General features: G+C 43.4%; 22 protein-coding genes, 2 tRNA genes and 1 other RNA gene. 9 read left to right on the forward strand and 16 right to left on the reverse strand.

Annotation, left to right across the window (positions count from 1 at the left end; genetic code table 11):
* Positions 1-289: 289 nt before the first annotated feature.
* A complete protein-coding gene (locus Q4561_RS08975) occupies positions 290-3235 on the reverse strand; it encodes a carboxypeptidase regulatory-like domain-containing protein (protein WP_303459364.1) in 2946 nt (981 codons plus the stop codon).
* Positions 3236-3530: 295 nt separating this feature from the next.
* Positions 3531-4619 (reverse strand): tryptophan 2,3-dioxygenase family protein, encoded by a 1089-nt coding sequence (locus Q4561_RS08980; RefSeq protein ID WP_303459366.1) that lies wholly within the window; start codon positions 4617-4619, stop codon positions 3531-3533.
* Positions 4620-4797: 178 nt separating this feature from the next.
* Here Q4561_RS08980 and Q4561_RS08985 point away from each other — a divergent pair, with 178 nt between their 5' ends.
* Both Q4561_RS08985 and Q4561_RS08990 read left to right on the forward strand, forming a co-directional pair.
* Entirely contained in the window at positions 4798-5085 is a 288-nt protein-coding gene (locus Q4561_RS08985; protein WP_303459367.1) for a late competence development ComFB family protein, read from the forward strand.
* A gap of 25 nt (positions 5086-5110) precedes the next feature.
* Positions 5111-5329 carry a hypothetical protein gene (locus Q4561_RS08990; RefSeq protein WP_303459368.1) on the forward strand — a complete coding sequence of 73 codons (219 nt, stop codon included), beginning with the start codon at positions 5111-5113 and terminating at the stop codon, positions 5327-5329.
* 37 nt (positions 5330-5366) lie between these two features.
* Here Q4561_RS08990 and ffs read toward each other — a convergent pair.
* An RNA gene (gene ffs / locus Q4561_RS08995) (signal recognition particle sRNA small type) lies at positions 5367-5463 on the reverse strand.
* Between the two features lie 86 nt (positions 5464-5549).
* Positions 5550-6608 (reverse strand): Glu/Leu/Phe/Val dehydrogenase dimerization domain-containing protein, encoded by a 1059-nt coding sequence (locus tag Q4561_RS09000; RefSeq protein ID WP_303459370.1) that lies wholly within the window; start codon positions 6606-6608, stop codon positions 5550-5552.
* A gap of 195 nt (positions 6609-6803) precedes the next feature.
* Between Q4561_RS09000 and Q4561_RS09005 the strand changes: the two genes are divergently transcribed.
* Entirely contained in the window at positions 6804-7271 is a 468-nt protein-coding gene (locus tag Q4561_RS09005) for an Lrp/AsnC family transcriptional regulator (RefSeq protein WP_303459372.1), read from the forward strand.
* A 127-nt stretch (positions 7272-7398) separates the two neighbouring features.
* On the opposite strand, the gene maiA is transcribed toward Q4561_RS09005, so the two are convergent.
* From maiA to pspA, 7 genes are all read right to left on the reverse strand, one after another.
* Entirely contained in the window at positions 7399-8055 is a 657-nt protein-coding gene (gene maiA / locus Q4561_RS09010; protein ID WP_303459374.1) for a maleylacetoacetate isomerase, read from the reverse strand.
* A 163-nt stretch (positions 8056-8218) separates the two neighbouring features.
* A complete protein-coding gene (locus Q4561_RS09015) occupies positions 8219-9229 on the reverse strand; it encodes a fumarylacetoacetate hydrolase family protein (RefSeq protein WP_303459375.1) in 1011 nt (336 codons plus the stop codon).
* Between the two features lie 219 nt (positions 9230-9448).
* Positions 9449-11005, reverse strand: coding sequence for a transcriptional regulator TyrR (gene tyrR, locus Q4561_RS09020; RefSeq protein WP_303459377.1), 1557 nt, complete (start codon positions 11003-11005; stop codon positions 9449-9451).
* Between the two features lie 178 nt (positions 11006-11183).
* Complete coding sequence (phhA, locus tag Q4561_RS09025; RefSeq protein ID WP_303459423.1) at positions 11184-11987, reverse strand: phenylalanine 4-monooxygenase; 804 nt, start codon at positions 11985-11987, stop codon at positions 11184-11186.
* A gap of 316 nt (positions 11988-12303) precedes the next feature.
* Entirely contained in the window at positions 12304-12759 is a 456-nt protein-coding gene (gene pspC / locus Q4561_RS09030; protein WP_303459379.1) for an envelope stress response membrane protein PspC, read from the reverse strand.
* On the reverse strand, positions 12756-12995 hold the full coding sequence (gene pspB / locus Q4561_RS09035; RefSeq protein ID WP_303459380.1) for an envelope stress response membrane protein PspB: 240 nt from the start codon (positions 12993-12995) through the stop codon (positions 12756-12758). The genes pspC and pspB overlap by 4 nt, the downstream gene beginning before the upstream one ends.
* A 79-nt stretch (positions 12996-13074) precedes the next feature.
* Positions 13075-13758 carry a phage shock protein PspA gene (pspA, locus tag Q4561_RS09040; protein ID WP_303459381.1) on the reverse strand — a complete coding sequence of 228 codons (684 nt, stop codon included), beginning with the start codon at positions 13756-13758 and terminating at the stop codon, positions 13075-13077.
* Between the two features lie 199 nt (positions 13759-13957).
* Here pspA and pspF point away from each other — a divergent pair, with 199 nt between their 5' ends.
* The 6 genes from pspF to Q4561_RS09070 are packed head-to-tail and all read left to right on the forward strand — an operon-like array spanning position 13958 to position 20453.
* Positions 13958-15115, forward strand: coding sequence for a phage shock protein operon transcriptional activator (gene pspF, locus Q4561_RS09045; RefSeq protein WP_303459383.1), 1158 nt, complete (start codon positions 13958-13960; stop codon positions 15113-15115).
* 4 nt (positions 15116-15119) lie between these two features.
* Entirely contained in the window at positions 15120-16742 is a 1623-nt protein-coding gene (locus tag Q4561_RS09050; RefSeq protein WP_303459385.1) for an ABC transporter substrate-binding protein, read from the forward strand.
* Positions 16739-17770 carry an ABC transporter permease gene (locus Q4561_RS09055; RefSeq protein ID WP_303459387.1) on the forward strand — a complete coding sequence of 344 codons (1032 nt, stop codon included), beginning with the start codon at positions 16739-16741 and terminating at the stop codon, positions 17768-17770. The genes Q4561_RS09050 and Q4561_RS09055 overlap by 4 nt, the downstream gene beginning before the upstream one ends.
* Positions 17757-18650 carry an ABC transporter permease subunit gene (locus Q4561_RS09060; protein ID WP_303459389.1) on the forward strand — a complete coding sequence of 298 codons (894 nt, stop codon included), beginning with the start codon at positions 17757-17759 and terminating at the stop codon, positions 18648-18650. The genes Q4561_RS09055 and Q4561_RS09060 overlap by 14 nt, the downstream gene beginning before the upstream one ends.
* A gap of 1 nt (position 18651) precedes the next feature.
* A complete protein-coding gene (locus Q4561_RS09065; protein ID WP_303459392.1) occupies positions 18652-19647 on the forward strand; it encodes an oligopeptide/dipeptide ABC transporter ATP-binding protein in 996 nt (331 codons plus the stop codon).
* A complete protein-coding gene (locus Q4561_RS09070) occupies positions 19644-20453 on the forward strand; it encodes an ATP-binding cassette domain-containing protein (protein WP_303459395.1) in 810 nt (269 codons plus the stop codon). The genes Q4561_RS09065 and Q4561_RS09070 overlap by 4 nt, the downstream gene beginning before the upstream one ends.
* 253 nt (positions 20454-20706) lie before the next feature.
* Here the strand turns inward: Q4561_RS09070 and Q4561_RS09075 are convergent, their stop codons facing one another.
* The 5 genes from Q4561_RS09075 to Q4561_RS09095 form a co-directional block, all read right to left on the reverse strand.
* Positions 20707-21840, reverse strand: coding sequence for a sodium ion-translocating decarboxylase subunit beta (locus Q4561_RS09075; RefSeq protein WP_303459397.1), 1134 nt, complete (start codon positions 21838-21840; stop codon positions 20707-20709).
* A gap of 3 nt (positions 21841-21843) precedes the next feature.
* Positions 21844-23646, reverse strand: coding sequence for a sodium-extruding oxaloacetate decarboxylase subunit alpha (gene oadA / locus Q4561_RS09080; RefSeq protein ID WP_303459400.1), 1803 nt, complete (start codon positions 23644-23646; stop codon positions 21844-21846).
* Positions 23647-23670: 24 nt separating this feature from the next.
* Entirely contained in the window at positions 23671-23931 is a 261-nt protein-coding gene (locus Q4561_RS09085) for an OadG family protein (protein ID WP_303459401.1), read from the reverse strand.
* 420 nt (positions 23932-24351) lie between these two features.
* Positions 24352-24428, reverse strand: a tRNA-Arg gene (locus Q4561_RS09090).
* 54 nt (positions 24429-24482) lie between these two features.
* Positions 24483-24559, reverse strand: a tRNA-Arg gene (locus Q4561_RS09095).

A 24559-nucleotide genomic window follows, 5' to 3' on the forward strand; every position in this document is an offset into this window, starting at 1 on the left:
CTAAAGCTTGTTTAGTGAGTATTTCTAAAATCGTTTATAACGAATTATTATTAGTAAGGTCAAAGCCTCACTAAGATAATAAACACAACAAGAGGAAACGGTCAACTGAGATCAGGAGCGTAATAATTAAAAGTTCAATTTTTTTCGGATATTTTTCCTTTTTTCGTAAATATTTACTTACATTTTACATATACATTACGTTGCGAGGCCTTGCAGCGGTTAGTTTTTAATCACTCCAAGACAAACTGCCAAGGAAGTGCGATAAGTCGCACTTCCCTAGCATCAGATCTTAAAATGTGTAGTTCACACTAAAGCGAACATAACGAGGAGTTTGCCATGCGGTAGGCGTTCCATAGTTAGGATCCACATCTGGGTTTAATGGATCTTCCGACAATTCACTGTCATAGATCTCGTAAACTTCAGTCACTTTATCGTTGTTCAGTACGTTGAATACGTCTGCACGAACAACCAATGTTTGATCTTCACCAATATCAATATTGTAAGATGCTGAAATATCAATTGAGTAGTAGCTACTCGTGCGACCGCGTGAACCACGAGGTGAAAGTTCACCACCTGCGTAGAAAGATTCAGAATCGTATGCTTGCGCAAATGTATCTGTAGGGTGGTAACCAAATGCGTTAATTGGTCTACCAGTCCAAAACTGTAGGTTTGCACCTAAGGTTAGGTCTTCAGTAACCGCATAGGCACCGTACATTTTCACTTGGTGACGACGATCTTGTGGAAGGTCACCGTAAGCGCCATCTAATAATCCAGGTTGGTCGAACAATGTTGTTAGACCGGCATCGTCCTGTCCGTTATCCGAACGAACATATCCCTCGTTATTACCCCAGTTGTGCGACCATGTATAAGCAGCGTTGAACATCCAAACGCCATCCCAAGCACGTTGGAATGTAAAGTCAACGGCAGCATATTTACGTATTGAGTCTGGGTAGCCTAAGTCTTCGGCTGACAAATCCATATAAACTAATTCGCCATTAGCTCCGGGCAATTCAGTGGTACCAACGCGCATATCAATATTCGGGTTAGTTAAAACATATTGATGGAAACCACCCCAAATATCAGAAACGTCACCGTAGCCATTTGCCGCAGCCCATTCGATTACCGCTGCATCAATAGCCATATCTTCAACAGTAGTTGCCAATTCACGGTAAGTACCTTGAATTGCCATGCTCCACTCGTCGTTCAATTGGAACTGATAACCAGCAATAAATTCATCTGAGTACATTGCGTCAATATTTTGATCCACTAGCTCAGCAGGTGACTTTGCTTCACCGTTAGCGAAAACATCGTCAGGCTGCGTTTTATCACCCGTAAGATTAGGAATGAATAAAGACTCATCAGCGTATCCGTCAAACTCATAGTATTCTTGAGTGTAAGTCTCTGCACCAGCCAAACGAATATTAGTGTTAGCGGCTACTGGAAGGTAGTAACGGCCAAAACTTGCCCATGCTTTTGTCTCACCATCGCCCCGAACATCCCATACAGCACCTAATCGAAGTGCCCAAAGGTTATCAAGTTTTACGAAAGTTTCGCCGTCCGCGTTGAAGTTTTCAAAAGAGTCGTTACGAATACCCGCATTAATCACTAGGTTATCAGTAACCTGCCATTGGTCTTGCACGTAGAAAGCAATATTTTCTGAATCGAAATCACCACCAACTTCATAATCTCTATGACGCACTTGGTAGATTTCTTCGTTTGCAGGATCGTCATCATTTACGTAATAAAGATAGTATGCGCCACCTGAGTTAATGGTGTAACTACTTGCTGTTAAGTTTTCGTAGTCGTAACCGAAGCGAATTGAGTGGTCGCCAATATACCAGTCAGCATCGATGCGAATAACTTCACGTTTATCGTCACCCTGCTCAACAGTAAAACCAGCCCACGTGCTTGTTGGAACAAAAGCACCAGTACTATCGTAAGTAAAGTATGCTACTGGATTAGCATCTAACTCACTACGAACGGTACGATCTTGCTTGTTCACGCCGTACTGAGCTGAGATCGAGAAATCATCAGTGATGATACTCGTCCATTTAGCTGTGTAGTTCAGGCCACCTTCATCTTCGTAACCAACTCTCGAGTCTTTGGTAAAAACGCCATCAGTTGAATCAAATGTTTGGATTTCAGTTGAACGCTCATCTGAAAATACTGTTACTTCCAATATGTTATTTTCAGTTGCATACCAATCAACTTTTGCTACCCAGAACGCATCTTCATCGGTTTCTGTAAAGCCATTTTGAACTAGGCCATCACTGTTTATCTGCTGTTCACCAACGTAATTCTCTTCTACAGAGCGCGGGTTAAACAACGCATAGAAGAATAATTTGTCTTCAATTAGCGCGCCACTTGCCCACACGTTTGCATCCCACGAGTCTTTTTCATCGCCGGTATTATCAATGCGGTAAGTGCCATTAGTTGTTCTTCTGTAAGAGTTCTTCTGCTCACGAAGTGCATCAGGCTCCCAGTAAACATTTACGCCAGCTTTAAATTCGTTGCTACCACTTTTAGTTTTAGCGTTAATAACACCGCCAGTTATACGGCCGTATTCCGCCGAGTAACCACCAGTTTTAACTTCAAAGGTTTCGTACATGTCGAAAGGTGGCTCACTTGAACCAACACCCGTTCTGAAGTTAGTAATATTTAAACCATTAATGTAGTAACCGTTCTCACCAACAGATGCACCACCAATTGAAGGAAGGTCACCAAACGCTGAGTCACCTTGGGTTGTACCTGGTGCTAATAATGCAACTGACGTTAAATTACGAGGCACTGGAACTCTATCTAGTGTAACGGTGTCTACCACGATGCCCGTGCTAGAACTTGTTACGTCTACCATAGCAATTGTTGAACCTGTTACTTCGATTCGTTCAACATCATCACTGGCAAGTTTCATGTTTAGGTTGGTTTTACCACTAATACCAACTTTTACTGATTCTTGGATTGTGTTGCGGAAACCGTCTTTTTCAGCAACAACCTTGTAGATACCGGCAGGTAGAAGTGGGAAACGAAAATCGCCACCCTCGTCAGTTTGGACTGTACGAACCAAACCAGTATCAATATTAGTGATTGTTACAGTAACACCACTAATTTCCGCACCGCTAATTTCTACAGTGCTACCTTGAATAAAACCATTTGTGTCGTTCGCAAACACTGGTGTCGCAACACCAAGACTGAGTGCTACAGCAAACGCCGCTGCACTTCTTTTATAATGAAGCATGTATAACTCCCTGGAATGTGTGTTTTCGTTAGTCTTAACTTTTGCTTAACACAGCACAAAGAAAATCTAAACGATTGATTTTTATACAGATTTTCAAAAAATCCGAAAGGATAATTGACACAGGAAGGTACTTGGTTCAAGCATTTACACAATACTTACGTTAAATGACATTTGGCAGAACTTTCAAAATCCATTGAAAGTTCAGATGCAGCAAGGCTTGGGGCAGATTTGCGATTATTGGTGGGTTTGCGACGAATTGCATTCGTCGCAAATAGTAAAATGTTGTTTTTTTCTTCTATTGTAAATAGAAACCCAAACTACGTTTTACTGGTTCAGGTAATTCAGGAAGTGAACTTTTTGGTAAAAGGAACGTAGCCATGTTGAAAAAATCGACAAACACCCTGTTTGACTCGGTTGTTTTCTTCAAATAATGATGGCCAGATGAGCCTCCCGTACCTATTTTTGTTCCTAGCATTCGTTGAACCATCATGGCATGTCTATAACGCCATAATGTAAGCTGTTCATCTATTTCGGTGAGTGCGGTAATAAGCTGAAACGGTAAATTGAAAACAGGCTCTTCAGCATATTGTTTTATAAATAATGCTGACAATAACGCTTCATGAGATAGCCGAAACTTGCCTTGACTGCGCAAATCTTCATACGTTGCATGGTTAAATAGCCCATCAAAGCTTTCTCTAGTCGATTGCCAATCTTTAAGCTCTTGCCGTTGTTCTAGCTCTGATAGAAATGCATTTTTCATTATGATTTCTTTGTCGTCGTTGAGCATTTCATCTGTTGCTCTTCGATAATACTCCCAAAAATGAAAATCATTCGTTTTAAGTAGTGGCATTCGCGCTAACCATTTATCGACTAATTCGAACAAGCTTGGTTTGTCTTCTAACGCTTCAAGTAAGCTTCGATCATCGTCACTCAACCGGTTATAAAAACTTTGCTTATCAAAATCGATGCGAAACTCTCTTTTAAGGCCCAATGAAATTTCAAGCTGTTTGAATTGAATACTTTGAAAGCCTGAGGCGGGAACGAGGTAATCTCTGAAAGCGAGAAATTGCTGCGGTGTCATGGTTTCCATAATACCTATTTGATCATTCATTAATTTTTGTATTTGAATAACTCTGTGCAGTCTATGCACTACCGAAGTTAACTGCTGATCTTTTACAGATACTTGGTTAAATGTGTCGATTACCGCATTCAGCTCATGTAACAGTTGCTTAAACCACAATTCATATACTTGGTGCACTATGATAAATAGCATTTCCTCGTGAGCTGGCTCACCGTATTTAGTACTTTGAAGTTTTTGCGCGCCAAGTACTTTATCTAACGCCAAATAATCGCCGTAATAGCAGGGTTCTATATTCTTTTTCATGCCAAATATTCTCATCGTCGTTATGCATAGATAGAAATACTAACACCGCTAACTCGACATCGACAAAATACAGGCTATAAATTATCTAGGGGTATGTATTAACAACTTGAACAATATGCATACTTATAAAAAATAAAGAGTAATTATTAAATTAGGGCATACAAATTAAGGTATTGATATGAAGCTTGATGACGATATTCATAATTATTATGAACACTTGGTATTAGAGCGCGTTACCGAATTAGGGCTAGATAACAGTAAAAGCCCTGATTATTTAGCCGACTTATGTTGTTTGGCGCTTAATCAAGTTCCGCCGCGCTACATTCGTTACGAAGTCGATATGGCTTTTTATCTTCCACAAAGTGAACGAAACCAAATGGAAATGAACGTAACTTACGCTGTCGACAATGCGATAAAATACCTAGATGGCAATGATAAATCGCCAACCAATGAGAAAGCAGACTAACGTTTCGAAAATACCGGCTTAATGTGTGGCTATATATGAAATAGCTATTTTTGAAGTAGCTATCTTTGGAGTAGCTATCTTTGGAGTAGCTATCTTTGATAGTAAAACGCTAGAAAACAGCTTCGTGGAAGATGCGTTTAAGGGGTTAGCTTTTAAAGGCTTTGCTATAAGTAAGTCACTTTTAAGGGCTATTTTGAAGAGCTATTTTAAACGCTTAGTTTTACAAAGGTTCGCTTTGTTATAAAACGGCTTAATGGAAATTAGAGGGGAATTGGGTGGCGGGCCCCCAGCCACATCCCGGCACATGAGTCGTCTGCTGCGGCTGCTCCCTTCCAGGCCTGACCGGATTCACAGAGTATCATTGCGGGAGGACCAAAAGCCCACCATAGAAAGCGAATAAAAATACTAACAGGCGTCAGCAGTCTTAAGCGCGGGGCGCATTATGACTACTTGCCCGATAACTTTCAACCCTTTAACGAAAATCTCTCTTCAGCAATGATGTTTGCAACACGATTTGTGGCTGCTTTTTGGGCATCAGCACGGGTATATATCTCTTTTAACGTCGTGCCAATGTCTTCAATATGCTTACGTAGCGCTGCATTCGTACTCTTTTCCATGCGCTGATGAAAAATATCGATAATACCACCGGCGTTAATCACATAGTCAGGCGCGTACAAAATACCGCGCTCTACTAGCATGTCGCCAATTTCTTCACGAGCGAGTTGATTGTTCGCAGCACCAGCAATCACTTTGGCTTTTATCATAGGCAAGGTTTGGTCGTTTATAGCGGCGCCTAGAGCACAAGGTGCTAAAACATCAACATCTAGCCCTAAAATATCTTCAGGTGCTACTGCAGTGGCACCTAATTCAGCCACCGCTTTATCTACGCCTTCTGGGAATATATCAGCAACGTAAAGCTTTGCACCGGCTTGATGTAGGTGTGACGCTAATCGATACCCAACATGCCCCATACCTTGAATTGCTACGCTTACGCCTTCTAAGCTACGATTTAAACCATGCTCTACGCTTGCTTTTAACCCCACAAATACACCGTAGGCTGTTGAGGGAGCAGGGTTACCGTCTGGCTGTTCGTCCGCATAATGATATTGCGCGTTTACCCCAGCGATATAATCAGACTGAGTGGCCATGGTTTGTAAATCGGTAACAGATATGCCCGAGTCTTCTGCAGTAAAATATTTGCCGCCCAATGAATTTACAAATTTACCCATGGCTTCCATCATAGCCGGTGACTTTTGTTTACGTGGGTCGCCAATAATAACCGACTTGCCACCGCCTAACGCGATGTTGGCCATCGCGGCTTTATAGGTCATTCCTTTCGAAAGGCGAAGTACGTCGGTAAGTGCTTCTGCACTGCTCACATAGGGCCACATTCTACAACCACCTAATGCTGGGCCTAGGTTTGTATTATGAATGGCAATAATGGCACTAAGCCCTGCTTCTTTATCGTGATAAAAAGCGACATGCTCGTGATTATCAAATTCAATGTGATCGAAAACCGACATACTTTCCCTAATTAATAATGTGATGGATTTTGCCCAAGTGTAGCCCAACCACCAGAGGACAAGCCTTGCTAACTTGATGGTGGGCCTTCGTAAAGTGAAATACACTAAGTATGAATACTATTTTTCTAGGATATCTATCCTAGCAACTATTTTTCTATATAATAAACATCATAAAAACGACGGAAGCTGCGTTCAATGAAATTAGATAAATTCGATCGTGAAATTTTACGAGTACTTCAACAAGATGCCACAGTCTCAATGGCAGAGTTAAGCCAGAAGGTTGGGCTTTCCCATACGCCATGTTGGCGGCGTGTAAAGCGAATGGAAGCCGATGGTATTATTATTGGTAAAGTCACTCTTTTAAATAGTAAAAAACTCAACCTTGGCGTATCGGTATTTATTTACGTCACGCTTAAAAATCACGATGGCGATTCCCTCACCGATTTTGAAACTGCGGTGCAGAGTATTGATGAAATAGTAGAGTGCCATACCACCAGCGGTGAAAAAGACTATTTGCTGAAAGTGATTGTGGAAAGTATTGAAGAGTATGAGTTTTTATTAAAAACTAAACTCACTCACCTTCCTTTGGTAGACCACGTGAGTTCTACCTTCGCACTAAAACAAGTAAAGAACACGACCGAGCTACCGATCAAGCGCCAATAACTCACCAGTTAGCATGTCATTGAAGCGTTTTTTAGGGGAGTGGCTCTTCTGATTGGCTAACTGGAGCCTATGCTTTGTTAAAAGGGGCAGCGCTTTAGGCAACCCCATCCTTTAACAGATATAGCGACTAGGCCACACTATCAACTTGGTTCTCAGGCAGCGCTTTTTCAAATGCAGGTAATGCATTGCAGTTGTCTGCTATTTTTTGGATGAGCGGATATGCTGTCATATCTACATTAAAACGATGGGCGTTATAAACTTGGGGCACTAGGCACAAGTCGGCCATAGTTACATCAAAGTCAAAGCAGTACTTACCCGCTTGGGTTTGTAACCGCTTTTCAATCGCATCGAAGCTTAGCGTTATCCAATGCGCGGCCCATTTATTCACACTATCTTGTTCGGCACCATATTTACTTTTCAATTGATTGAGTACACGCAGGTTACTTAAAGGTTGGGTGTCACATGCAATATCTTGTGCTAATGCCCTCACTCTTGCTCGTTCTGTCTTGTGCGAGGGTATTAACTGATACGGTAAAGGAAAACGTTCATCTAAGTATTCGATAATAGCTAAAGATTGATTAAGAATAATATCTTCATTGTCATCAACCAAAGTAGGCACCAATTGAGCGGGGTTTAGCTGGGTGTATTGCTCACTGCGCTGCTGCCCTCCCTCGTTCACCAAAGGTACAGGTACATATTGGTATGCTACACCTTTCAAATTAAGTGCAATTCTTACTCTGTAAGACGCTGTAGAGCGCCAGTAACCGTATAAAGTTAAACTCATAAACAACCGCCTTACGTGCGTGTAGTTTTACTTATTATAATCATAGCGTAATTTGCAAAGGCCTGTGTGAGGCGCCGAGTGTAAGCGCCTATGTTAGTGCTCCGCTACGTAGCGCTGTTCAGCCCTGTTCAGCTTAGCCTTGTTAGCCTGAGCCTAAGTATCATCAACTTAGTGGCTTTACCTGCTGATCAATGGCACCAAAAATACTTTGCCCACTACTATTAAGCATTTCTATCCTAATTCGATCGCCAAACTGCATGAAGGGTGTGGATGGTTTACCCTCCCTGATGGTTTCAATCATTCGCACTTCAGCAATACACGAGTAGCCTACCCCACCATCAGAAATAGCGGAGCCGTGGTCAGTCCCTTGCTTATTAGATACCGTACCAGAACCAATGATGGTTCCAGCGCCTAAATTCCGGCTTTTAGCGGCGTGAGACACTAGCTTTGCGAAGCTAAATGTCATGTCTTCACCTGCCTGAGGCTTACCAAACAAGGTGCCGTTGTAGGTTGTACGAAGTGGTAAGTGTACTTTTTCCTCATGCCAAGCATCATCAAGTTCATCGGGAGTTACCGCCACAGGCGAAAAGCTAGAGGCAGGCTTCGATTGAAAGAAGCCGAACCCTTTCGTCAATTCACCAGGAATAAGCCCTCTTAACGACACATCATTGACTAGCATGACTAAACGAATTCGTTCGGCGGCCTGCGCATCCGTGCAGGCCATGGGTACATCGTCGGTGACTACCGCGACTTCACCTTCAAAATCGATACCCCACTCGTCGCTTGGCAAAATGATATCGTCACAGGGGCCAATGAAGTCATCAGATCCCCCTTGGTACATTAATGGGTCGCTCCAAAAGCTTTCAGGGATTTCAGCCCCCCTCGCCTTTCGCACCAATTCGACGTGATTGACATACGCACTACCGTCCGCCCATTGGTAGGCTCTTGGTAAAGGGGATTCACAGCGACTAGCATCAAACTCAATATTGGCTACAACACCATCGTTAAGCTGCTGATAGCGCATGTGCAACTGGGGGGCAGTTACCTGCCAGTTATCTAATGCTTCTTGCATAGTGCGGGCAATATCTTCTACTGAGCAAGTCCGCGTTAGGTCTTTAGATACCAACATTAAACGACCGTCTCGGCTATCGCTTTTATAAGTGGCTAGCTTCATAAATTGACTCCTTTTAGTAAACAGCGTTTGTACGCGTAAAACGTCTACTAGTCTTTATGCATCACATAAGCTGATATGAAAAGTGGCAGGAAGGAGACAAGAATTTAGACTGTAAGCTTGGTTGTACAAAGAAGGCGGTACTTTCTATCGAAGTACCCTGTCGAAGTACCGCCCTTATTGGATGAGGAAGACAACGTAAATTTTACGAAACAGCACAACCTACATTTTTATTGATGCTTTATTAATACCGTACTCGCGCAATTTGTTCGCAATTGCTGTGTGGCTTAAGCCTAACTTTCGAGCCAATTGACGGGTACTAGGGTAGGAAGGATAAAGACGCTTCAGCAGGTCTTTTTCAAACTTTTTCACTTCGTCGTCTAAAGTGCCTTCAAAGTTTTCATCAATAAAGGTCACACTAGGGGCACAACTAGGAAGCTGAATATCTTCCTTGGTAATTTCCTTTCCGTCTAACAAAGATAGGGCTCTAAATAGTGCATTTTGCAGCTGACGCACATTGCCCGGCCAAGGGTATTGTTGCAGAAAATCAACGCAAGACTTACTCAATTTGGCAGGTCTACGGCCTAGCTTTGTACTGTGTTGCGCAATAAATGATTCGGCTAATGGCACGATATCTTGTCGGCGCTCTTTTAACGAAGGCATCACTAAGCTCAGCACATTTAAGCGATAGTACAATTCTTTACGAAAATGCCCTTCTTCTACTAATTGCCCCAAGTCGCGACAAGTAGTACAAATAAAACGAACATTTACTGTAACAGGTTCCGCATCGCCTACGCGTCTGAATTCACCGTCTTCTAACACCCGTAGCAGCTTTGCTTGAAGCTGCGAACTCATGTCAGCAATTTCATCTAACAGTAATGTACCGCCCCTAGCTTGCTCTAACAGGCCTAGTTTGGCACTGGGTTGATTGAAAGCGCCTTGGGCGTAACCAAACAACTCTGTTTCAGCCACGCTGTCAGGTAACGACGCGCAATTAAGTGCTAAAAAGGCACCTTCGCTACGTCGACTAGATTGATGACATGCGCGAGCTATCATTTCTTTGCCCGTACCTGTTTCGCCAAAAATAAGCACAGGTGCATCTAAGTCAGCAATACGTTTAGCTTCGTTGACTACCCGCTTCATCGCTTGAGATTCAACTGCAAATCGGTCGAAGCTATCGGTGGGTGATTGATGGAATACACTAAATTGCTGCCCTAAGCGCATTTCCGATTTGAGAATGACTACCGCTCCGGCCATGATGATATCGTTTTCACCGTCAGGCACAGTAATAGGAAGCATATCGGCCACATAGTCTTGCTGAATAAATTTTACTTTTGACGATTGAGCCCGGGGGAGCTTGCCATCCATCCAACGAGTGAAATTAAAACCTTTTACCACTTCGCCGATTTCGACACCTTCAACCTCGCTAGCGCTTTGCTCAAGCCCAGAGGTTACCGCTTCGTTACACAATAGAACCTGCCCTCTGGCGTCAATAGAAAATACCGGATCGGGAAGCGTACGCAATATGGCAGAAAGCTGAGTCTTCTCTCTTTCGCTTGGCATAAAATGAGTGGTTTTAACGTCAGAAATGCCGTCGATACGGCGAATTTTAGGCATTAAATGCTGAAAATCTGCGAATTCAATATTCGGAAAATTAAGAAAGATTTTACCCGTTTCATCAATCTCAATACCTCTGAGGTCGATTTCGTGGGTAACGAGGATATCCAGTACATCCTGAGTAATACCCAGTCTGTCCTGACAACTGATTTCTAAGCGCATGGGTGTGACTTCACATCTCTTGTAAACTTATATGTACACACTATCACACTTTTACAAAAAGATAACAAGATAATTGTGACGAAACATTATTACGGATGACTTGAATTTAAAGCCATCTGCTAAGCCTTAGCTATGAAAACGTTTTACCCTAACCCTACTACTTTAACAAAGTGTTAACTTAGGCTTTTTGTTTGGCATCAAACATCGGAGGAAACAACCCGAGTCCCTTTGCTTTATTTACTAACGCCATAATATCCATGTTGGCCAATTCGAATAAATAATCAAAATCGGGTAACACGTAATACAACGGTTGCATGATATCTATCCGATAAGGTGTACGAAGGGCATCAATGGCAGTAAGCGGCTTACGAATTGCTTCGCTACTATCTAACGAATAGACAGTTTCACCAGGTGACGACAGGATACCCCCACCGTATATTTCCAGTTGTTCTGGGTTTGCATTACTGCGCACCAACCCAAACTCTATGGTGAACCAGTAAAGCCTTGCCAAATAGATTCGATCGTCTTTACTGGCCGCTAACCCTAGCTTTCCATACGTATGGGTAAAGTGCGCAAATGCAGGGTTAGTCAATAATGGGCAATGGCCAAACACCTCGTGAAATATGTCTGGCTCTTGCAGGTAATCAAACTCTTCTTTAGAGCGAATAAATGTCGCTACCGGAAATTCCTTGTTAGCTAATAACCTGAAAAACTCTCCAAAATTGATAAGCGCAGGTACTTCAGCTGTTTTCCATCCGGTTTGTGCCAATAACACTTCATCAATATCAGGTAATTGGGGGATACGGTCTTCGGGCAGCGCCAGCAACGATAACCCTTCCATGTATTGTTCACAGGCTCTGCTTTTCAGTAGCGGAATTTGTCTGGCGTATAACTCTGCCCATATTTGATTTTCTTCTTCGGACCAGTTTATAACACCTTTGCTATTGGAGGTTTTTGATTGATACACGCTAGATTTTGCCATAACTACTTTCGACATATTCAGTGACTGACTTCTACTAACTAGTGTAATGAAACCAATACTAACAGGAAGTGTTCGCGTTACTACGCTGTAACAAACATGCGTAACAAGTTATTTACAAAAACTTGTAACTTTATGCTTTAGATACAAAAAACCGCTCTATTACTAAAGCGGTTTGGTGTTTATTGGGGAGTGACTAGTACATGTGCTTAGTGGTATTTACCATAGTTTGCAAACTCTGATCTACAGATAAGACTTTCAACATCGGATCTTCAACTAAGACCTACAGCTAACACCTAAAATGCTGTATCTACAAAAACTATAGTCTGCTGATTTCTCGGTTAAGTTCAAATTCCCGAGAAGTCACATAGGTTTCCATTTTGCGTAATCGAACTTCCGATTTTTGAAAGCGATTGCGGATATCGTGAAAGGCTTGTTTAGGAGGCTCACCCGCCTGCCAAACTTTCGTTTTCACTTCTACTTTTTGATCATCACTTTTACTCGCAGCGGTGCTTGAATTTCTCCAGCCTTTACCACGACTTTGATGTACTGTAGTTTGCTCTTCAGAAATATTACCTAGTGGCTTTTTATCTAGAATAAACCAACCTGCAATATAGGCGACAAACATGAAAGGCCCAGCTAACAAGAAGAAACCCGTTACTGCTAGAATGCGCACCAACCAGGTTTCTAAACCAAAGTAATGGGCAATGCCTGAACATACACCGGCTATTCTTGCGTTGTCGGTATCACGATAAAGTTGCTTGCCGTTTCTCATGCGCGATTCCTCCACTCTGGGGCTTCACTGTCTAAGATAGCCTCAAGGGTCTGAATTCTGTCACTCATTTTTTCAGCTTGTTCCGCTAGCGACTGAAGTGACGCTTGTTCTTCCACACTCAATCCCTGACTAACTTGTTTTTTGCTGCGATAATGCAAAATTAACCAAATAGGCGCCACAAAAATCATAAAAATGACCAAGGGCATTACCAACATCGCAATGATACTTTCATCCATCGTAAATCCCTCCAATAAACCCCGATTCGCCTGCCTAGTGAAAATTTCTATCTCCTACTAAGCAGGCTACCTATAATTATTATTCTGATGTTGAAGATGAACTTGTGTCACCTTTCATTCTTGCTTTAAGCGCAGCTAGCTCTTCGTCTATCTTATCGCCCGTTTCTAATTCTGCAAATTCGTCATTCAAGGTTTTCTTACCTAGGTCGTAAGCATCTACCTGCGACTCTAAATCGTCAATCTTACGCTCGTACTGTTCAAAGCGCCCCATGGCTGAATCTACTTTAGTGCTATCTAACGTACGTTTCACTTCTAAACGTGAACTGGCTGTTTTCTGGCGCATAATAATCGTTTTTTGACGACTCTTCGCATCAGCTAACTTGTCTTGAAGCTGGCCTATTTCGTCTTGAAGCTTACTAATTTGCTCTTCAACAACAGTGAGCTCATTAGTCAATGTTTCAGCGGCTTCGGCTGATTTCTTTTTTTCTTGCAATGCTGCGCGGGCCAAATCATCTCGAGCTTTGCTAAGTGCAAGTTCCGCTTTCATCTGCCAATCGTTAGCATCTGTTTCATACTTATTAATTTGGCTTACAATTTCCTTTTTGTTTGCCAACGTTTTCGCCGATGCTGAGCGCACCTCAACTAATGTGTCTTCCATTTCCTGAATAATCAACCGGACCATTTTTTCCGGATCTTCCGCTTTATCTAAAAGCGCATTAATATTCGAATTCACAATGTCAGTGAAACGCGAGAAGATACCCATAATAATTACCTCTTAATCGAGAACTGGTTGTACCAAGATAAATGTGTAGTAAGACTATTCAATTTGCTTGCCAGTTTTTGGATATACCATAACTTGATAATTTTAAAAGAAATTTGTTTAGTTTAAATATTACTCGAACATCGAGTTTTTTTACTCTACACTATTAATTGGTCGAAATGACTAATATTTGAGGGATTTAATGAGTAGGTATCGTCAGCAGGATAATTTGCTAGGCCAAGCGAACAGTTTTCTAGAAGTGCTTGAGCAAATTTCACAAATTGCACCACTAGATAAGCCCGTGTTAGTCATTGGTGAGCGCGGAACAGGGAAAGAGCTTATAGCAGCTCGACTGCATTTCCTTTCTAAGCGCTGGGATCAAAATTACGTCAAGCTAAACTGCGCCGCCTTAAACGAAAGCTTACTGGAAAGTGAGTTGTTTGGCTACGAAGCTGGCGCATTTACTGGCGCAGCAAAACGCCGAGAAGGACGTTTCGAAATTGCCCACAATGGCACCTTATTTCTTGATGAATTGGCGAACACCTCAGGGTTAATACAAGAAAAGCTACTACGTGTAGTCGAATACGGTGAGTTTGAGCGTGTGGGTGGGAATAAGACAGTTAAAACCGATGTGCGCTTAGTTGCTGCTACAAATGAAGATTTACCCGCCTTGGCTGACGCTGGTGAGTTCCGTGCTGACTTACTCGACCGTCTCGCCTTTGATGTTATTACTATTCCCCCTTTAAGAGAGCGTCGTGATGATATCATGATGCTTGCCGAGAACTTTGCTATTAGCATGGCAAGGGAGATGGAAATGGAGCTTTTCAGCGGCTTTACCGAAAAAGCAAAACGTACATTGCTTGAATACGAATGGCCTGGAAATATTCGTGAGCTTAAAAACGTGGTTGAACGTGCAGTGTACAGAACTAATAACCCTCACTTACCCGTACACGATATTGTCCTCGACCCGTTTGAATCTTTGTTTAGGCCTACCTCTCGCATTAAAACAAACGACAGAACCTCGAGTACGTCTGAAGCCGAGTCGACTTCAGCTTCCAATACAGTGCCATCTAGTACAGTAGCGGCCAATGTAGAACATATAGCCAACAATAACGAACCGGCTGCGAACTCGTCGCAGGCAGTGCTAGCTTCATCAAAACCAGAGGTTGTAGAGTATCCAATCGATTTGAAAGATCGCTCCCAGCAGTATGAAATTGACATGATTAAACAAGCATTATCCGACAGCCAGTTCAATCAGAAAAAGACTGCCGAGAAACTTAGTCTCACTTATCATCAACTTCGTGGTTATTTAAAAAAATACAACCTGTTAGACTCTTCACCTGAATCCATGGAGTGCTAGCTGAATGTCTGTAAAACCGCTTTTTTATGCTGCCGTTACTGTTGCTTCAGTATTGTTGCTAGCGGCGTGTACGAAAAAAGATGAACATGCATTTTATAATAGCGGTTTAGTGTATTGCTCTGAGAGTAACCCAGTTACTTTCAACCCTCAGTTAGATACATCTAGCACCACCACCGATGCGTCATCGCATCAACTTTATGACAGGCTACTTGATTTTGACCCAGACTCTGGCCGTATTGTACCGAGTGTGGCCAGCAGTTGGTTAGTCTCTGACGATGGCTTAACCTACACGTTTCAGCTTAGAAAAGATGTAGAATTCCACACTACCAGCTATTTTACGCCCACCCGAAATCTTAATGCCGACGATGTTATTTTCAGTATTGATAGATGGCGACTAACGTCTCACCCTTATCATTACGTATCTGGCGGTCGATACCCTTACTTCGAAAGCTTAGGTCTGGCACAAAATATTGCTTCTGTAGAACGCTTAAACGGGTACAGAGTAGAAATAACCTTAAAACGGCGAGATAGTTCTTTCTTGGCGAATTTAGCCACCGACTTTTCAGTTTTACTGTCTCAAGAATACGGTGATATATTGCTGCAACAAGGGCTTCCTAATCGTATTGACCAATTCCCAATTGGAACTGGCCCTTTCAAATTCGAAAATTACCGCAAAGATCATTACATTCGCTACCAACGTCACCCTGCATATTGGGGTGAGCAAGATAATGCTGAACGCTTAATTTACGATATTACGCCGAAAAGCTCATTGCGATTAGCCAAGTTAATGACCGGGGAATGCGATGCTACTGCGTTTCCGGCACAAACTGAACTTGAAGTCATTCGTGCCCACGACGACCTATTATTGGCTGAAAAACCGGGTTTGAATGTGGGTTTTTGGGCGTTTAATACCAAGCGCCCCCCTTTCGACAATCCAGATGTTAGGCGCGCGCTAGCCTCTGCTATCGACAAGAACACCTTGTTAGAGGCGGTCTATTTCGACAGTGCTACCCGTGCTAAAACACTTCTTCCCGCCGCGAGTTGGGCGTTTCAAAATGATGCTGACGATACGGCGTATAATCCCGTACTGGCTAGAAAGCTGTTAGCAAATGCTGGCATAGAGCCAGGGTTTACCATGACCATCTGGGCCATGCCAATTGAACGCGCTTATAACCCTAATGCGGCAAAAATGGCCGAGCTTATCCAGCGCTATTTGCGTGATGTGGGCGTTACCGCCACTATTGTTAGCTACGACTGGACGACATTTAGACGTCACTTACAAGAAGGTTTACACGACTCTGTATTAATCGGGTGGTCTGCAGATAATGGCGACCCTGATAATTTTTATCGACCCTTGTTAAGCTGTGGCGCTATTCCATCAGGAACCAATCGGGCCATGTGGTGTAATGACGACTACGATGCACTTTTAGATAAGGCCCTTCAGACTGAAGATATTGAGGCGCGGCGCTTAATCTATCAACAAGTTAACCGACTGCTTTACGAACGATTACCTTTGGTGCCCATTGCCCATGCATACCGTTACCAAGCGTACAGAAATGAACTGGAGGGCATGACTATTAACCCGTTTGGGGGGGTAAGATTTGGCGGAGTAGGTAAATCACTGTGATTCAAATATTATCGCGATACGCTGTACTCTTCATACTGACCCTTTTGGTGTTAACCGCCATGTCATTCTCGCTGGTCTATCTGTTTCCCGGGGATGTGCTCGAAAATTTAACCGGTATCGTGCCGCAAAACGATATTCAACGTGAAGCGCTTATGCGCCAATTTCGCTTAGATCAGCCTTACATAGTGCAGTTTTTCTACTATCTCACTTCTCTGCTTCAAGGGGATTGGGGCTATAGCTTGGCATCAGGCTTACCCCTTCGCGATGAAATTGGTATTGCCATGCCGGCAACGATAGAACTCAGTACCTATGCCATGCTAATGGCCTTATTTATAGGTATCCCGCTTGGCTATTATGCTGGGCTTAAAAATTACTCTACCACCGACCACACTATTAACGCGTTAAGCATTACCACCTATTCGTTTCCTGTCTTTTGGCTGGCGTTAATTTTAATCCTGTTTTTTAGCTTAAACCTTGATGTTGCGCCTTTGTCAGGACGCATAAGCTTACTGTTCGACATTGAACCGGTAACCGGCTTTGTACTGATTGATATTATGCTGGCTGATGGCATCGATCATGGCCTGGCCTACCGAGATGCTATTTCCCATCTTGCGCTGCCGACGCTAGCCATAGGTGCCATCACCACGGCTTCCATGGTACGTATAACCCGCCGTTCGGTAATTGATGTTATTCACCGCCCCTATATTGTGGCTGCACGCTCACGAGGTGTGTCAGAATGGCAAATTTTCTTTAGGCACGTACTGCGTAATGCGTTGCTGCCAATCTTGCCTTTAATGGCAATACAAATTACAACTTTAATTACCAACGCCATGATTGTGGAAACTTTATTTTCATGGCCGGGTATTGGTAGCTGGTTAATTCAAGCAATTTATCAACGAGACTTCCCTGCACTTCGCGTGGGTATGTTGGCGGTTTCAACCCTCGTTATTTCGTTAACTATTATGGTCGATTTATTTAATCGCATTATTGACCCTAGCCGAGAAAAATACGAACGTGCCACAGTTTAGTTTATACGAAGAGGAGTTTCACCCGTCTCCTTGGCAGCGAACATGGGTAGCTTTTCGTAGCAGTCACATTGCTATTGGAGGCCTTATTTTACTTGGTTTCTTTGTGGTTTTTTCTGTGTTCGCACCGATAGTGTCCCCCTATAACCCTGCCGAACAAAATATAGATTCATTGCTTATCCCGCCGAGTTGGGAAACGAGTGGTTCTATTACCCATTTATTTGGTACCGATCCACTTGGTCGAGATGTGTTTTCTCGTATTATTTACGGCTGCAGGACAACCTTAGGCTCAGGCTTTTTAATGGTTGTACTCGCTATGCTAATTGGGGTGAGCATAGGTACCTTTGCTGGCATGTTGCGAGGCGTACGTTCAAGCATTGTGAATCACTTGCTTGATGCTCTAATGGCCATCCCTACTTTGCTCATCGCCATTATTATTGTGGCTATTCTAGGAACAGGTTTAGTTAACAGTATGTGGGCGATTACCCTAGCGCTTATTCCACAATTTGTTCATCGAACTCGAACTTTTGTACGCGCTGAAATGAAAAAAGAATACATTATGTCGTCGAAGCTCGACGGGGCAAATAGATGGCAATTGTTTGTGCACTCCATTTTACCCAACATGACAGAGATGCTAGTAGTGCAAGGCACAGTGGCATTGTCGATAGCAGTTATTGATGTATCTGCACTAGGTTTTTTGAACTTGGGCGCGCAGTCGCCGTTAGCTGAACTCGGGGCTATTTTAGGTAACGGCCTCGATGTCGCCTACTTAGCACCTTGGAATGTAGCACTGCCCGGCATCACTATTTTCTTATTGGTGTTATCGATAAATATTGTGGGGGACGGCCTTCGTTCTGCACTCAGAAAAAGAGTGAGCCACTAATATGCCAATGTTAGATATTAAAAATTTAACCCTAGAAATGGTAGCTGGCGACACCACTATTAAGGCGTTAGACAAGGTTAACTTAACCGTTAACACGGGTGAAATTCGAGCCCTTGTGGGTGAGTCTGGTTCGGGAAAAAGTTTAATTGTATCTGCCATTTGTGGTGCCCTGCCCTCGCAGTGGAGAATGACGGCAGATCGTATGAGCTGGAAAGGTGAAAACTTACTAAGCATGTCGAAATACCAGCGCCGAGAAGTAATGCGCCGAGACATTGCGGTGGTATTTCAAAATCCTCAGACCAGCTTAGACCCTTCTGCTACCTTGGGCGAACAGCTTGAAGAAAGTATTCCTGACGAATTTGTGGAAGGTTACTGGTTTTGGCAGCGTGCACAGCATCGTAAAAGAATAGCCATAAGCACGGTTCACAAGGTGGGCATAAAGCAGCATAAACATTATTTGAATGCCTACCCCCATCAAATTCCCAGTGATATTGGGCAAAAATTCATGATAGCGATGGCCTTGGTATCACAACCAAAGCTGTTGATTGCAGATGATCCCACCCGTGGAATGGAACCGACGACAAAAACCCAAATACTTAAGTTATTTACCCGTTTAAACCAAACTCGGTCATTAAGTATTTTGTTTGTTAGCCATGACTTGCTCGCCATTGCCAGTATGTCGCACTCGATGACGGTGCTTTATGCAGGCCAAACCGTTGAGTCGGGTAAAATGAAGCATATTAAAAAGCGTCCGCTTCATCCTTATACCAAAGCATTGTTAGACAGCGCGCCAAGTTTTAGAAAAGATTTACCGCCGAAATCTCAGTTACCAACGCTAGGTGGTTCCATCCCTACACTACAACACTTACCGATTGGTTGCCGGCTAGGCCCTCGCTGCCCGAGAGCACAACGAGCGTGTGTTTCAAGGCCTGCAGTAAGGCATATTCACGACCATACCTACAACTGCCACTTCCCATTACATATGGAGAAGTTATGACAGATATAATGCAAGTAGATGGGCTAACGTTTAGGCATAACGACAAAAAACGTTGGCTAAAAAAGCCTGAGATATTTGAGTTAGGGCCTATCGATTTGACCGTACAGCGGGGTGAAACTATTGCCATTATTGGTGAAAACCGCGCAGGTAAGTCGTTGTTAGCAAAGTTACTGGTTGGCGCTATTCCCGCTGATGAAGGGGTTATAGAACTTAATAGTCATAAATACTTAGCGAAATATAATCAGCTCAACAGTCAACAAAAACGAACTCATGATATTCGCATGATATTGCAACATAGTAGTGAGTCGATGAACCCTTCAGTGCCTGTAGGTAGAGTGTTAGACGAGCCTTTGCGACTGAATACAAAACTTACAGAGGCGGAGCGTAAGCCCCTAATAGAAGAAATGCTGACAAAAGTGGGTTTACTACGAGAGCATTATTATTTCTATCGCCATATGCTTTCTGACGGTCAACAACAGCGAGTCTCTCTAGCTCGCGCTATCATATTAAGACCAAAAGTACTGATAGCCGACGAACCTTTTGCGGCCCTTGACCCTTCAATACGTTCGCAAACCGTGAATCTTATCTTAAAGCTTCAACAAGAAATGGGGATGGCGTTTATTTTCATTAGTCATAACCTTGGCATTGTTAGGCATATCGCCGATAGAGTCATTGTGATGGAGAATGGTCATATTGTTGAAGAAGGTAAAACCGAAACGATTTTTCGTTGGCCTGAACATGCCATCACTAAAAAGCTGATTGTGGCCTACCAGTCGTTGATTACGACCAACACTATTGGTGAGTAGCACTCTTGTTGGAGGGTGATTGAGACTGTATGACATCCTTTGCGTCGTACTTTTTAACGTCCTATGTAATTTCAAATGAACAAACAAAAAATGCGGCCGAAGCCGCATTTTACTGTTTAAGCGGGCTGGTTGATTTCACTTACACTCAACCACACCACATAATTTTTAAACTAGTCATTTGAACATTGGCTATTTAAAACCGAGCTTTTAGCGTCAAGCACTTAACGCCAAGCACTTAAGATCAACCACTCGCTTACTGGCCTACTAGCGCCAACAAAATACCCGCAGCAACAGCAGAACCAAGTACACCGGCTACATTTGGCCCCATGGCATGCATCAACAAGAAGTTATGAGGGTTAGCCTCAAGACCTACCTTATTCACCACCCTTGCAGCCATTGGTACTGCCGATACGCCAGCCGCGCCAATCAATGGATTAATTTTACCACCACTCATTCGGCTCATTAATTTTGCCATTAGCACGCCAGTGGCAGTACCAATAGCGAATGCCACTGCACCCAAACCAAGAATACCCAAGGTTTCAACGGTTAGGAACTTCTCGGCCGATAGCTTTGAACCTACCGCTAGACCTAAGAAGATAGTGACAATATTAATTAACTCATTTTGCGCTGTCTTGCTTAGCCTATCTACTACGCCACATTCTTTCAGTAAGTTACCAAAGCAAAACATACCCACTAGAGGCGTTGCTGAAGGCAAAAATAGGATTGTGAGGAATAGTGTAGCCAGAGGAAAGATAATCTTCTCACGTTGCGATACAGGGCGTAATTGCGCCATTTCTATGGTGCGTTCTTCCTTAGTAGTTAACGCTTTCATAATAGGCGGCTGAATAATGGGTACCAGCGCCATATATGAATAAGCCGCTACTGCAATAGCACCTAATAAATCAGGCGCTAATCGAGACGCCAGAAATATAGCCGTTGGGCCATCAGCACCACCAATGATAGCAATAGCACTGGCGTCTTTAAGGGTGAACTCAAAACCCGGGATCATGTTAAGCGCAATGGCACCGAACAAGGTCGCAAAAATACCAAATTGCGCAGCAGCCCCTAGTAACAACATTCTAGGGTTAGCAATTAAGGCACTAAAGTCCGTCATCGCGCCCACGCCCATGAAGATAAGCAGAGGGAACACCCCTGTATCTATGCCGATTGCGTAAATATAGTGAAGCAAGCCCCCAGCATCTGAAAATCCGGCCAAAGGGATGTTGGTTAATAACGCACCAAACCCAATTGGGATTAACAACAAGGGCTCAAACTTTTTCACAATGGCTAGGTAGAGTAAAAGAAACCCTACCGCCATCATGATTAACTGGCCTGATTCAAAATGCGCCAGGGCAGTGCTGTCCCACAGCACCATCAACTTATCCATGATTTACCCCAATGCAATAAGTGGCTGAGCGCTGGCTACGGCATCGCCTTCACCTACAAGTACTTCACTAACGGTACCGCTAAATGCTGAGCGAATTTCAGTTTCCATCTTCATGGCTTCCAAAATAATCACCACATCACCTTCGTTGACTTCATCACCAGCACGCACAAGCACTTTAAACACATTACCCGCCAGTGGCGCGTTAATACTTTGTGCACTTACTGACGATGCAGGATTTGCTGAAGGCGCTGGGGCGGCAGATGCTGCTGTTTGCTGGCTTGGTGTGATGCTAGATAGCTCACCCGATGCCGCTACTTCAACATGATATACCTTACCTTCAACTTTCACATCGTAGGCTGCAGGCGCGCCGTTAGCTGAAACCGGTGCTGCCGGAGCACTTGATGCCACGTCAGCTTCAGTGCTAGGTGCAGGTTCAAATGCCTCAGGGTTACCCCGATTCTCTAAGAACTTAAGCCCAATTTGAGGGAATAGTGCATAGGTAAGCACATCGTCAATCTTAGTCTCTGACAACGTAATGCTTTTTTCAGATGCTAACTTGGTAAGCTCTGTTTCAAGGCTATCTAGTTCTGGTGCAATATTATCTGCTGGGCGACAAGTAATAGGCTGTCCACCGTCAAGTACTCGCGCTTGCAGTTCTTTGTTTACTGGTGCAGCCGTAGCACCATATTCGCCCTTAAGGACACCAGCGGTTTCTTTGGTGATGCTCTTGTAACGCTCGCCAGTTAATACGTTTAGCACCGATTGGGTACCTACGATTTGCGAGGTAGGAGTAACCAAAGGAATACAGCCTAAATCTTCACGTACCCGAGGAATTTCTTTAAGGACTTCTTCAAACTTATCTTCAGCGCCCTGCTCTTTTAACTGGCTTTCCATGTTAGTTAACATGCCGCCAGGTACTTGAGCTAGCAAGATACGCGCATCAACGCCTTTTAAGCTGCCTTCAAACTTGCTGTATTTTTTGCGCACGCCACGGAAGTAACTGGCAATTTCTTCAAGGTCGGGCAATGACATACCCGTGTCTCGTTCTGTGCCCTCTACAATAGACACCATAGTTTCGGTAGCAGTATGACCGTATGTCATGCTCATTGAAGAAATGGCAGTGTCTAGCATATCAATACCAGCATCTATCGCTTTTTGATATGTTGCAGTGCTCAACCCTGTGGTTGCATGGCACTGCATAGCAATAGGCACACTAATGGTTTCTTTCAAACCCGTGATTAGCGCTTCACAGTCGTAAGGCTTCAATAACCCCGCCATGTCTTTCACACAAATTGAGTGAACCCCCATGTCTTCAAGTTGTTTAGCCATATCAAGCCAAACCTGAAGATTATGCACGGGGCTAACCGTGTACGAAATTGTACCTTGTGCGTGTGCACCGCTGTCGACTGTAGCTTTAATTGCAGTTTTAAGGTTACGCATGTCGTTCATGGCATCGAAGATACGAAATACATCTACACCATTTTCGTGAGCACGCTCTACAAAACGTGTTACCACGTCATCAGCATAATGGCGATAACCTAGTAGGTTTTGACCGCGCAGTAGCATTTGTTGTTTTGTATTTGGCATTGCCGCTTTCAGCTGGCGAATGCGATCCCAAGGATCTTCCCCTAAATAACGAATACAGGAATCAAATGTCGCTCCGCCCCACGATTCAACAGACCAAAAACCCGCTTTATCAAGTTTTTCGGCAATAGGCAGCATATCTTCTATACGCATGCGCGTAGCAAGTAGCGATTGATGGGCATCACGCAAGACTAGCTCGGTTAAGGCCAGTGGCTTAGACATGGAAACTCCTGAATGTGTATTTAATTAATTATTATTGGTTTGACGATGCGTATGGACAGCGGCAGTGATAGCAGCAACAACCTTACCATCGACCCCAGCTTGAACCGCTTTTCTGCGAGGTGCTGCGTACTCAACGACGGGCTTGCCGGGAAACGCTTCACAAAATTTAGCAATTAGATGAATACCTACAATTAACAGCGCTAAGAATGAAAATACAAACACCATTCCTATAAGCATCAGTGAGCCGGCTTCTAGCAGCAAACTGGTTACTGATTCTGATCCCATGGCGAATCCTCAAATATTTTGATGAGGAATAAGTATCACGCTCATTTATAAAACACAACTAGAAAAGCCTTAACGATGCATAAAACTAGCCATTTATGCGAAACCTATCAGAAATATGTGCTTTTTATGCATTAAGTCTAAATATTTTTTCAACACCTTCAGGAAAGGCAAAACGAAATACAATTATTGGGATAGGTATGTCGCAAAACGCGATGATAGAAGTTCAATAAGGTATTTTATTTTTTTACCGAGTGAGGTGAACCGTAAATACAGTTGGCGGCATACGCACTTTGCTAGGGTAAAACAGGGCTAAATTAACAGGGCTAAGGGGGGAATGCTTCAGGACCTAAGGGATTAGGCATGCAGAAAAAACTAAATTTCAGGCATAAAAAAACCCACCAGATGGTGGGTTTTCTTAAATGGCGCGTGTGGAAGGATTCGAACCTCCGACCGCCTGGTTCGTAGCCAGGTACTCTATCCAGCTGAGCTACACACGCGTAAACTTTTTTACTTTAAGGTGTTACCCCCAAAGGTGACGCATTTAAAAGAAGTGGCGCGTGTGGAAGGATTCGAACCTCCGACCGCCTGGTTCGTAGCCAGGTACTCTATCCAGCTGAGCTACACACGC

The sequence above is a fragment of the Alteromonas sp. 1_MG-2023 genome (genome assembly GCF_030547075.1).
Classification (GTDB): domain Bacteria; phylum Pseudomonadota; class Gammaproteobacteria; order Enterobacterales; family Alteromonadaceae; genus Alteromonas.